Source organism: Exiguobacterium sp. s57 (assembly GCF_018617685.1).
GTDB lineage: Bacteria > Bacillota > Bacilli > Exiguobacteriales > Exiguobacteriaceae > Exiguobacterium > Exiguobacterium marinum.
In genome coordinates, this window is the sequence record NZ_JACSKR010000010.1 from 1 (window position 1) to 12,386 (window position 12,386).

Sequence of the window (12,386 nt, forward strand, 5' to 3'; positions counted from 1 at the left end):
GTTGGGGGATCTCCCCCTGTGAGGATAGGACGTTGCCAGGCAACAACGCAGAGGACGACCGAGCATAACGCTCGGTCGTCTTTTTTATGCCTATTTTGAAATCGAACTCCATCAAATAGAGCCTTTTCTCATGAAATTCCGAACAATTTTTATGATTCATATCGTAATGAACACAATTCTGAACTTTCTGAACATCGGGAATTGAATTGCACTTTCGCATTATACCTGTTACCATTACAGAAATATTTCGAAATGAAGATTTGGATAGGACGAGAAAGGGGCCATCAATTTTTATGTGGGAAAACAAGTTTGCAAAAGAAGGTTTAACGTTTGATGATGTATTACTCGTACCGAGGTTTTCAAGTGTTTTACCGCGTGACGTAGATTTAAGCACGAAGCTCTGTGAAGGACTGGAATTGAATATTCCGCTCATCAGTGCCGGCATGGATACAGTCACCGAAGCTCCGATGGCAATCGCTATGGCCCGTCAAGGCGGTTTAGGTGTCATTCACAAGAACATGTCGATGGAAATGCAAGCTGAGCACGTCGATCGTGTCAAACGCTCAGAAAATGGTGTCATCACGAACCCGTTCTATTTAACTCCAGACCATCAAGTATACGATGCGGAATACTTGATGAGTAAGTATCGTATCTCTGGTGTACCGATTGTGAACTCAGAAGAGGAGCGTAAACTGATTGGTATCTTGACGAATCGTGATCTTCGCTTTATCAAAGATTATTCGACAGTCATCAAAGATGTCATGACGACGGAAAATCTCATCACAGCAAAAGTTGGTACGTCACTTGAAGAGGCAGAACGCATTCTTCATCAACATCGCATCGAGAAGCTTCCACTCGTCGATGAGAACGGTGTATTGAAAGGTCTCATTACGACAAAAGACATCGAGAAAGTCGAACAGTTCCCGAACGCAGCAAAAGATAAGCAAGGTCGTCTTCTCGTCGCAGCAGCAATCGGTGTCACAAAAGATGCAGTGTCACGCGCTCAAGTATTGGTTGAAGCGGGTGTGGATGCATTGGTCATCGATACAGCACACGGACATTCCGCTGGTGTTCTTGAAAAAGTTCGAGAGATCCGCGACATGTTCCCATCACTTCCGATCATCGCAGGAAACGTGGCTACTGCTGAAGCAACGCGTGCATTGATTGAAGCAGGGGCATCCGTCATTAAAGTTGGGATTGGACCAGGTTCAATCTGTACGACACGTGTCGTCGCAGGTGTCGGCGTTCCACAAATCACAGCTGTATACGATTGTGTCATGGAAGCGAAAGAGCACGGTGTCTCAGTCATCGCTGATGGTGGAATCAAGTACTCAGGTGATATCGTGAAAGCGATCGCCGCAGGAGCAAACGCAGTCATGCTCGGAAGCTTGCTTGCGGGTGTGAAAGAGAGCCCAGGAGAGATGGAAATCTACCAAGGTCGTCAGTTCAAGACTTACCGTGGTATGGGGTCGGAAGCATCGATGAAACGTGGAAGCCAAGATCGTTATTTCCAAGAAGCCGATAAAAAGTTCGTGCCAGAAGGAATCGAAGGTCGCGTGGCGTATCGCGGTGAACTTGCCGACACGGTCTATCAATTGATTGGTGGTCTTCGTTCAGGTATGGGGTATTGCGGCGCTGCCGACATTCGTGCCCTTCGTGAAGACACACAATTCATTCGTATGACAGGTGCTGGACTCCAGGAGAGCCATCCGCATGATGTCAACATCACAAAAGAAGCACCAAACTACTCACGCTAATATAAAAGCCGCCATCCTGTACACTCAGGATGGCGGTATTTTATTTATGTTTCGCGACTAAAATCACGGTACCTCCCTGATCTTGAGCAGGAAGAGAGATGGTCACCTTCCCATCCTTTTGAACGGTATATGATTTGCCGCTATAACGGTCAATCAATACAGTCTTCGCCTTATACGACGTCTTAAATGAAACGGTTTGCGCTTTCTCTTTCGTGTTCAATCCGACAAGAACGGATTGTTTACCATAGCTCCGTTCAAACACTGAATAACCAGAAGCAGCACTCACAGCGACAGATGAACGTGTTCCTTTACTGAATACGTGTGAATAGTCTGCACGGATATTCAATAGTTTTTGGTAATGCGTATGCATCGTTTTACCTTCACCTTTGACACGGGACCAATCGAAATCATAACGATTCTCGTTAAATTCACCTTTGTCCATATCGCCCGCATGTGTCCCGGATTGGCCAACCTCTTCTCCGTAATAGATGACGGGCTGACCTTTGGCCGTGATTTGAAGCGCTGCAGCGACCATTTGTTTTCCTGTATCCCCACCTGCGCGTGAGACGAGGAATCCATCTTCATCATGGCTGCTTAAGAATTGTCCAAGAGTCGCTTCATTCGATAGTTGTTTATTTCGGTATTGAAGTGCACTTTCTACATCCTCAATGTTACCGTTCACGAATTGCTCGGCCTGATATTTAAAGTCAAAATCGAGCAAGGAGTCCATTTGACCACTTCTCAAATAACCACCCGTATTGTTGATACTTGCTCCATAATGCTCTCCGATGAGTTTGAAATCCGGTTTGACTGTCGTTAGTTCATTTTTGAATGACTTCCACGTCGTTGAATCCACATGTTTGACTGTATCGACACGGAAGTAATCGATCGTGTTTCCTCTTTTCGTTTTCGAACGTTTAATCCAATCGGTCTGCCATTTAACCAACTGCTCTCGGACGGCGGCTTCTTCTGTCTTGAAATCAGGAAGGCCGGACAAGGACATCTTGAGGTCATCCCCGTCGACGGGATTCTCACGAATCATGCCATCGAACACTTGACGTTCCGTATCCGTCGGGAAATTCGTGACGGATGAATTTGCACCGGGTTCCATGCCGTAACCCGGATGGTTCAAGACGACATCAACCATGATTTTAATGCCGCGTTTATGTGCCTCGTCAATCAATTTGTGGAATGCGGCCATATCTCCGAGATGTTCATCGAGTTTTTCAAAGTTTTTCGCCCAGTAACCGTGATAGCCATATTGAGACCCGTCTTTTCCATAGCGTAAATCCCAATCGATGTTATCCACAATCGGTGTAATCCAGATTGTATTGATACCTAGGTCATCCAAATAATCGAGTTTTTTCGTGACACCTGCGAAATCACCTCCGTGATAAGACTCGAGGTGGTCCTGATCGTAGAATTCACGGTTCGGGTTGTCATTGGACAAATCGCCGTTGTGGAAACGGTCGGTCAGCATGAAGTAGATACGGGCCTCATCCCAATCAAATGCTTGCTTCTCTTTCATCGATTTCGGAACGACACGGATGGTGGTCTTCGAGCGATGGACATTTCCGTATTGATCGATCGCTGTGACAGAAAGTGTTTTGTTGCCTGGTTTGACGGTATCCTTTACCGCAATTGTTTGGGCATTGAGCGCACGGTCAATATGTAACTTTTCAGGACCTCCGAGTGGGCGTGCATCGATGTATAGCTCTCGAAGTGCTACACCTTTCGGCAAGGTTGGTTTTACCTGTAAGACGGCATTTTCACGGGAACTGATTGCTTTCGGGCTAACCGAAGAAGTGAGCTTAACGGTCGGTTGACGATATTCGATTTGAGATGCCTCGAAATACGGATCTTTCACTTCGGTCGTCACCCCATCTTTTGTGACGAGATACGTGTAGTCATGAACGCCTTCAGGCAAACGTACTGTGTGACGGAACCATTCGTTGTCAGACTCATACGTCATCGGATAGGTTTCACCATTGATTTTTAGTGCGACCTTCTCGATTTCACTCATTTTTCCGGATTCATAGAGTGCTACGTCACGATAGAAGAAACTGATTCCGTCTGTACCGTACATTGGACCGTTGATTGTCGGAACTTGATGGAAGACACCTTTGCCACTTTCGACATTCACTTTCGTGACACGGTCTTCTCCAAGCGTGACGTATCTGTCCTCTCCGTAAGTGTCCTTCACAGCCCAATCCGTTCCTTTTCGGATCACAAACCCGACTTTAGTGGCGTCCTGACCGACCGGGATTCGGAAGATTGCTCCGTCCTCCGTGATGCGATACGGATCCACTTGTCCATCTTTCTTGCCAGTGCTCCACGTCCACAAGTTCCAATTTGTATAGTCTCCATCCGCACGGACATACTTCATCTCGATATAGCGAGTCGTTTCCCACGGGTCTGCGAGTTTTGATGCCGTCTTGAACGTAGTCGTCAATGCAGGGAGCGTCGTGTTCGAAATCGTACCGGTCAAATCCCCCGCTGAAATGGTAGCCGTATATGAAGTGTTGAGAGCGAGTGACTCTTTCGGTTGAAGTGTCACAGTCGTACCGTTGATTGTCACGTCAACCGGGACATGCGTCTCACCTTGCCGTAGGGAAACTGCTTCAGCATCAAGACGGACCGGTTCATTGAAGGTCCATGTGATTGGAGTAGATACATCGATATCAGTTGCTGAAGAAGCAGGGGTCACGGAAGCGACTTCAAGCTGGTCGATTGTCTCCACCCCGCTTAACGTGAACGGAGCACTATAAACTGATTGTGTCGATGGGCTAGCGGCGACGTTCCAACTGTCGGATAGTTGATTGGCCGCGTTGCTTGGAATCGTATCAAACGCTCCATGTTCACCTGCGTTGTTCCCGCTCAATATAGTCAGGGCACGGACTCGGTCTCCATTGTTTAGCCCAAGTAGTGAGAGAGGGACCTTTCCTTCAAACCCTTTCGTCCGATCGACTGCGAAGGCGGCTCCGTTCAATTGATTCAATTGTAAGAGTGGCGTCTCCTGTCCGACTTCATAGAGGGCGGCTTCTTTTACGTTCTCGTCCCCATCAATACGAACGAGAATATGATACTGAGGTGCCTTGTCGACTCCTTTAAAATCGAAAGGATATCCAAGTGGATTCGAAGAAACCCCAGAGTCTTCATCGTTCACTTGAAGGGCGATATTAATATATTGTCCGTTATCTCCCCAGTTTGGGACATTGTTCGCATCCACATAAAAATAAAGGTGTTGAGCGTCGTTTTGTATGTATAGGTCGCCGATATCAAAACCTTCCCAACCCGTGGCCGGGGAAGTTGCAAGGGGTGTAACGGAGGCCCAGTCTGCCTTCGTTCCATCGATTGTCATAGTCGTCGGTTCGGCCAAAGCGTTCATCGGAACGCCGGCTTGGACGAGCAATGCACCGGATAGTATGAGTGTTGAAGCCTGACGAGCAGTTTTTTTCTTCATGAGGCACCTCTTCCTGTCAAATAGATTTGCACTATTTTGTGCAAACGTTTTCAAAAATAGTTTAGCGGAATTTGAAAGCGCTAACAATATGTTTTTGGAAAAACAATAAACCGCTTCTCCTATTTATTGAGGAGAAACGGTCATGAGGAAGTGGTGACGAGCTCTCCCTTTACAATGAGGCGCTCTGTCGTATCAAACGTACACGTGATTAACGTGATGGTTGGGGTTGAGGTGTCATCTAATACATCGACTCGTTCAGGAGAGACGGTTTCAAGGGAAGTGACCACGTATTCGTACGTTCGCATATCATCTTGAAGATAAATCGTCGCCCCGATTTCGATTTCATGGAGGGGACCGAATAGAGCGGTCGAATGCTGTAAATAGTGACCGGCGAGCGCATAGTTCCCTTTGCCCATCTGCTGGTCAGGATGCATCGTACCGGCGCCTACAGCCAGACTCTCGTCATCCAATCCTTTAATGATTGGAAGTTTCAAAGAAACATCCGGAATTGAAATGACACCGATTGTTGGTAAATGATGAAATCGATTGCGCGCCTGTAAGACGTCTTTCAATGAAAGCGGCGTGACGGATTTGAAATCATAACTTGGGTTAAATTCATCCTCGTCTTGTAGTTCCATATGTTCTATCACATATTCACTCGTTGAATCGGCGATGACATCTTTCCAAACGGAACTTGTCAAAAAGAAAATTCCGCTACCGATCAAGCATATTCCGATGACCCATCGAAGCCAGCGCTTCATGACGTCCCTCCTTTCGAAACTTTCCATGCATACATTAATTGATCGATCACATCCGGTAAGCTTGATTCGGACAAATGCGCAAAGCCGAATAGAAGCTGTTTTTGTTCGTCCGGATGTATGATGCGGTAATCGCTCATCGATTTGATTGCGATTCCGGAAGATTCTGCAGACTGCTTCAGCTCTTGTTCTGTCCGGTCGGTAGCCACAGTCAGTACGACGTGCAATCCGGCACTCGCTCCGGTCACGGTGACAATCGGTTCGAATGGGCGGAAGGAGGCGAGGACAATCTCTAGTTTGCGGCGGTATATTTTTCGCATCCGATTCAAATGTTTCTCAAAATCACCGCTCGACATGAAGAGGGACAACGTATGTTGTTCGAACCTAGGGACGCTACAGGTGAAATAATGATGCCTCTCTCGGTAACGGTTCAAAAGGGTTGTTGGTAATACCATGTAGCCGATTCGAAGGGAGGGCATGAGCGATTTCGAAAACGTACTGATGTAAATAACCCGTTCGTTCGGGTCCATACTTTGAAGAGACGGTATAGGCTTACCACTGTAGCGGAATTCACTATCGTAATCGTCTTCAATGATATACGTTTGATGAACGAGCGCCCAGTTTAACAAGCGCTGCCTTCGACTGACAGACAGGACGGTCCCTGTCGGAAATTGATGGGCTGGGGTCACGTATAACGCATCGATTGCCTGACGCTCGAGCTCGTGCACGCAAACCCCGCTCTCATCTATCGGAATCGGGATTGAAGTACGTCCTTGTTGTTCGAATAAGAGACGAGTGAGCGGATAACCGGGATCTTCAATCCCGAAAATTGACGACTCAGGTAATAGATCCAACAGTTGTGGCAACAGTTGCTCCGTTCCGGAACCGACGATAATTTGTTCAGGTGAGCACTGGACCCCTCGTGAATGATAGAGATAGGTCGCAATCTCTTGTCTTAATTCGAGATCTCCTTGAACTGGTCCTAAGGCGAGTAACTCATGATGTATTTCATCGACGACGTGCTTGACATGTCGTTTCCAACGCTCGAATGGAAAGGCGGTCGTATCGATTTGACTTGGTGAGACATCGTACGTATACATCTTCTGAGGTGGGATCGGGGTGATCGTGCTACTCGACCGCCGGACATACAGTTCCTCTTGCGGTAATACGTAAAATCCTTTTCGAGGAATGGATTCGATGTATCCTTCGGCGAGTAACTGGGCATATGCAAACTCAACCGTTGTCTGCGACACATCTAAAAATTGCGAGAGCTTACGTTTCGAAGGTAATTTGGTACCTGTCTTTAACGTATCGTCCACGATAGCGTCCCGAATGTGTTTATACAATTGTTCGTAAAGAGGGATGGACGATTCTTGATCAAGCGAAAAGGTGAGCATATCCATAGTGTGACGTTCCTTTCTTTATGAACCGAACAAGAAGTAAAGCATAAAGCCAAGGGTGATTAAGAACGAGACGATCCCAGATGTACCAAATAATGCACGATGACCTCCATCGAACGGATCCCGGTTTGACATACATATCCCTCCTCCATACTTCAACAGGTTCGTGATAAATAAAATAGAGTCCTTTATTTGAACTGACCACTTTAAAAAATAAGAAACTGACACTTTCAATATAGTCAATTCAACTTATACTAGCAAGTAGAACACGAATCAATGGAGGGATTTCAATGGAAAAGAGACAAGTAGGGACAAATAAAGTAAAACGCGGGATGGCAGAAATGCAAAAAGGTGGCGTCATCATGGACGTCATCAACGCCGAACAGGCGAAGATCGCTGAAGCTGCAGGTGCTGTGGCTGTCATGGCACTAGAACGCGTACCATCGGACATCCGTAAAATGCGTGGCGTTGCCCGTATGGCCGATCCAACAATCATTGAAGACGTCATGGGCGCAGTGTCAGTTCCGGTTATGGCGAAATGCCGGATCGGGCACATCGCTGAAGCACGTGTCCTCGAATCGATGGGAGTCGACTTCATTGACGAGAGCGAAGTGTTGACACCAGCCGACGAAGAGTTCCACTTGTACAAGCGCGACTATACGGCACCGTTCGTATGTGGAGCACGCGACCTCGGTGAAGCAGCCCGTCGCATCGGCGAAGGTGCGGCGATGATTCGTACAAAAGGGGAGCCCGGAACAGGAAACATCGTCGAAGCGGTTCGTCACATGCGTACAGTACAAGCGCAAGTGAAGCGTCTCTTGTCGATGAGCGTGGATGAAGTCATGACAGAGGCACGCGACCTCGGTGCACCGTTTGAAGTATTGATGCAAATCCGTGAAGCGGGTCGTCTCCCAGTCGTTAACTTTGCGGCGGGTGGAATCGCGACACCAGCGGATGCGGCATTGATGATGCATCTCGGAGCAGACGGGGTCTTCGTCGGATCAGGTATCTTCAAAGCGGAGAACCCAGAAAAATTCGCACGCGCCATCGTAGAAGCGACGACATACCATGACGACTATGAGCGAATCGCACACTTGTCAAAAGGACTAGGTGAAGCGATGAAAGGACTCGACGTCCGCACGCTCAAAGAAGAAGAACTTATGGCACCAAGAGGCTGGTAAGATGGTGACGATTGGCGTATTAGGGATGCAAGGCGCGATTCGTGAGCATGTTCGCATGCTCGAAACGCTCGGCGCCCAAACCGTAGTAGTCCGCTCGGTAGAAGATTTGCAAGCGATTGATGGACTCGTATTACCAGGGGGAGAGAGTACGGCGATGCGACGATTGCTCGACCGTTACGGGCTGCTCGAACCACTTCGAGAGATGGAGACGTTACCGATGTTCGGCACGTGTGCCGGCATGATTCTTCTCGCAAACGAAGTCGAAGGATATGATGCGCACTTAAAGAAAATTCCGATGACGGTGAAACGCAATGCGTTTGGACGTCAGGTCGACAGTTTCGAAGTCGATCTTCCTGTGAAAGGAATCGAAGATCCGGTTGAAGCGGTCTTTATCCGTGCCCCTCAAGTGGAACGGGTCGAACCGGAAGTGGATGTGCTCGCTGAAGTCGAGGAAGCGATTGTAGCGGTTCGTTACAAACAGTATCTTGCCTGTTCTTTTCATCCAGAATTAACGGATGACTTATCGTTACATCGCTATTTTATCGAGATGGTCAAAGCGAATCAGACCCAACACGTATAAGTTTGAGAGACCTCACAAAAAAGAGGTCCTTCAAACTTATTTTTTGTTACACTGAAAAAAGAAGCGTACAGAAAGGGGAAACGATGTGAAAGCCCGTTATTTCATGATATTGTTCACGGTCATATTCGTCGTGCAGACCATCTTGCCCTCGGCTGCCTCTGCGACCGCACCGAAAGTGGATGCGGCAAGCGCGATGCTTGTTGACGTGACAACAGGACAAGTTCTATTTGCTAAACAAGAAGATTCGATGCTTCAGCCGGCCTCAATCACGAAGCTGATGACAGCATTTTTGACGCGTGAGGCGATTGAAGCAGGGGAGCTCAGTTGGAAACAAGAAATCATACCGAGCGATGCTGCTTTGGCTTTGACGAGAAAGCCGGGGTTGGCACGAATCCCACTATTAAATAAACCATATACCGTCAAAGAGTTATACGATGCCGCGTTGATTCGTTCAGCGAACGAAGCAGCCGTAACGCTCGGGGAAGCCGTATCTGGTTCTGAGGAGGCGTTCGTCAAAGAGATGAATCGCCGGGCTGATGAATTGGGTATGACTCAAACGACGTTCGCGAATGCCTCAGGACTTGATTCAGAATCCGCAGGTCTACCAGGAGACAATTTGACGTCCGCCAAGGATTTGATGAAGCTCGCGATTGCGTATTTGACGACGTATCCGGAAGTACTCGACGTGACGAAGCGGGCATACGTGGATGTCGACGGCATTCGGTTTGACGCGACAAACCGAATGCTCGCTGACCGTGACCTGGCTTATCCGGGGATGCTCGGCTTTAAGACGGGGACGACGAACGAGGCAGGGTACTGTTTTGTTGGCGTCTCCACACGTGATGGGCGTACCGTTCTTTCGATTGTTCTTGGTGCGACATCTGATGATGGACGGTACGCCGCGACGAAAGCGTTACATGACTATGCGTATACGGATTTTGTCATGACCCCGATTTTAAGGACGGGTGAAGTCATCCCCAAAACAGCAACGGTCTCTCAAGGCGAGACGGAACAAGTAGCAATCCGGACGACGAATGACTTTGAAGTGCTGGTCGAAAAAGGCAAGCCAGTTCCGGAGCCGAAATACGATCTGTTGGATTTAAAGGCTCCGATCAAGCCCGATACACAAGCAGGAATGGTCACCATTGATTCTTCGGAGCATGTACGTTATTTGGAAGGGGAGACCCCTCCAAAGATGACGCTTGTTACGGCGGAGTCGATTGATACCGCTTCGTTCTTGACGCGAATGACGCGAGCCTTTTTAGATTTCCTCGACCAAATCCGGCTCGCACTTGGAAAAATCAGTCTTGTCGAACAAGTGGAGATGTTGTAAAGTAAGATTAATTCAATGACAGATGCGATGATGAGAATAAGTACGTTACGTACGTCTACTGACAGAGAGCTAGTGGTTGGTGCAAACTAGTGGGATGGCGTAACCGAATCGACCTCGGAGCATTGACTTGGAAACAAGTCACGTTTGCACACGTTACGTGCATCGAGTGGCTCAGGTATTTGGGCAACGAGGGTGGCAACGCGGATCCAAGGTGGTTCGTCCCTTTCCTACGGGAAAGGGGCGTGCCACCTTTTTTATATGAAAAAGGAGGAACAATAATGTTAGACATTAAACGTTTGCGACAGGATTTTGAAGGAATTAAAGAAAAATTAGCTCATCGAGGTGAAGACTTGAGTGCCCTTGACCGCTTCCCACAGTTAGAGGAGAAGCGCCGTGATTTGATCAACGAAGTCGAAGTGAAGAAAGCGAAGCGCAATGAAGCGACAAAACAAATTGCTGAATTGAAGCGAAACAAACAAGATGCTGAAGGTCCAATCTTAGAGACACGTCGCCTCGGGGATGAAATCAAACTGTTAGACGAAGAGTTACGAGAAGTTGAGGCAGAACTTAACTTGATTTTACTCAGCATTCCGAACATCCCGCACGAATCAACCCCAATCGGCGAGACCGAGGACGATAACGTGACGATTCGTGAAATCGGAACGAAGCCTGATTTTGATTTCGAGCCAAAGCAACATTGGGATGTGATGGAAGACCTTCAAATCGTCGATGTCGAACGGGCCGGAAAAGTAACGGGAAGCCGTTTCGTTTTCTATAAAGGATTAGGCGCTCGTTTAGAACGTGCTCTCATCAACTTTATGATGGATCTTCATTCAGATGAGCATGGATACGCTGAAATATTGCCACCATACATGGTCAATCGGGATGCGATGACGGGGACCGGTCAACTTCCTAAATTTGAAGAAGATGCGTTCAAAGTAGCGGATACGAACTACTTCCTCGTTCCAACAGCTGAAGTACCGGTCACGAACATGCACCGTGAAGAAATTCTCCCGGAAACGCAACTTCCAATCGCGTATACAGCATATAGCGCTAACTTTCGTTCTGAAGCCGGTTCAGCGGGACGTGACACACGCGGGTTGATTCGTCAGCATCAATTCAACAAAGTCGAGCTCGTCCGTTTCGTAAAACCGGAAGAATCTTATGAGCAATTGGAGTTGTTGACAGGGCATGCCGAAGAAGTATTGAAGCGTCTCGAACTTCCGTATCAAGTGCTCAGCATGTGTACAGCGGACCTCGGATTTACTGCCGCGAAGAAATACGATATTGAAGTATGGATGCCGGCGCAAGGAGTCTATCGTGAAATCTCTTCTTGTTCAAACTTTGAAGATTTCCAAGCACGTCGGGCAGGCATTCGTTTCCGTCGTGATATCAACGCGAAACCTGAGTTCGTGCATACATTGAACGGTTCAGGATTGGCGGTCGGTCGGACGGTCGCAGCGATTCTAGAAAACTATCAACAAGCGGATGGTTCGGTCGTGATTCCGAAAGTCCTTCGTCCTTACATGGGTGGGAAAGAAAAGATCGAAATGCCGAACTAAATAGCAGAGCAGCCTCGATTTTGAGGCTGCTTATTTTTTTTAATGTTTTTTCACAAAAGGGTTTGACATCTGTCTCTTCAGTTGGTACTATAAATCATGTCGAGCGACACTGTTGCTTGCGAATTGTATATGAGCTTTGGAGGTGTACCCAAGTGGTTTAAGGGAACGGTCTTGAAAACCGTCAGGGGTGTAATAGCCTGCGTGGGTTCGAATCCCACCACCTCCTCCATTTTCTTTTTGGAGGCTCAGACAATTTCATATCTTTTGGAGGTGTACCCAAGTGGTTTAAGGGAACGGTCTTGAAAACCGTCAGGGGTGTAATAGCCTGCGTGGGTTCGAATCCCACCACCTC

At 47.8% G+C, this 12,386-nt stretch carries 8 protein-coding genes, 2 tRNA genes and 1 other annotated feature; of the genes, 7 read left to right on the forward strand and 3 right to left on the reverse strand.

Features of this window, described 5'->3' with window-relative positions; genetic code table 11:
- The first annotated feature begins 293 nt into the window (after positions 1-293).
- Entirely contained in the window at positions 294-1,757 is a 1,464-nt protein-coding gene (gene guaB, locus KNO98_RS14435) for an IMP dehydrogenase (RefSeq protein WP_026824748.1), read from the forward strand.
- A 40-nt stretch (positions 1,758-1,797) separates the two neighbouring features.
- Here the strand turns inward: guaB and KNO98_RS14440 are convergent, their stop codons facing one another.
- The 3 genes from KNO98_RS14440 to pdxR all read right to left on the reverse strand — a co-directional run bounded on the left by KNO98_RS14440 (position 1,798) and on the right by pdxR (position 7,381).
- Complete coding sequence (locus KNO98_RS14440) at positions 1,798-5,220, reverse strand: alpha-amylase family glycosyl hydrolase (protein WP_214701502.1); 3,423 nt, start codon at positions 5,218-5,220, stop codon at positions 1,798-1,800.
- A gap of 140 nt (positions 5,221-5,360) precedes the next feature.
- Positions 5,361-5,981, reverse strand: a complete 621-nt coding sequence (locus KNO98_RS14445; RefSeq protein WP_214701504.1) for a class A sortase — start codon at positions 5,979-5,981, stop codon at positions 5,361-5,363.
- Positions 5,978-7,381, reverse strand: coding sequence for a MocR-like pyridoxine biosynthesis transcription factor PdxR (pdxR, locus tag KNO98_RS14450; RefSeq protein WP_214701506.1), 1,404 nt, complete (start codon positions 7,379-7,381; stop codon positions 5,978-5,980). Before pdxR ends, KNO98_RS14445 begins: the two co-directional genes overlap by 4 nt.
- Positions 7,382-7,668: 287 nt before the next feature.
- On the opposite strand from pdxR, the gene pdxS reads away from it, so the two are divergent.
- The 6 genes from pdxS to KNO98_RS14480 all read left to right on the forward strand — a co-directional run bounded on the left by pdxS (position 7,669) and on the right by KNO98_RS14480 (position 12,386).
- Positions 7,669-8,559 (forward strand): pyridoxal 5'-phosphate synthase lyase subunit PdxS, encoded by an 891-nt coding sequence (gene pdxS / locus KNO98_RS14455; RefSeq protein ID WP_214701507.1) that lies wholly within the window; start codon positions 7,669-7,671, stop codon positions 8,557-8,559.
- A gap of 1 nt (position 8,560) precedes the next feature.
- The gene (pdxT, locus tag KNO98_RS14460) at positions 8,561-9,139 is read left to right on the forward strand and encodes a pyridoxal 5'-phosphate synthase glutaminase subunit PdxT (RefSeq protein ID WP_214701508.1); all 579 of its coding nucleotides are present in this window, start codon (positions 8,561-8,563) and stop codon (positions 9,137-9,139) included.
- Between the two features lie 85 nt (positions 9,140-9,224).
- On the forward strand, positions 9,225-10,472 hold the full coding sequence (locus tag KNO98_RS14465; protein ID WP_214701509.1) for a D-alanyl-D-alanine carboxypeptidase family protein: 1,248 nt from the start codon (positions 9,225-9,227) through the stop codon (positions 10,470-10,472).
- Positions 10,473-10,490: 18 nt separating this feature from the next.
- Positions 10,491-10,699, forward strand: a binding site (T-box leader).
- A 51-nt stretch (positions 10,700-10,750) separates the two neighbouring features.
- Positions 10,751-12,034 (forward strand): serine--tRNA ligase, encoded by a 1,284-nt coding sequence (gene serS, locus KNO98_RS14470; RefSeq protein ID WP_214701510.1) that lies wholly within the window; start codon positions 10,751-10,753, stop codon positions 12,032-12,034.
- Between the two features lie 138 nt (positions 12,035-12,172).
- A tRNA-Ser gene (locus tag KNO98_RS14475) sits at positions 12,173-12,263 on the forward strand.
- Positions 12,264-12,300: 37 nt separating this feature from the next.
- Positions 12,301-12,386: transfer RNA gene (locus KNO98_RS14480), tRNA-Ser, on the forward strand.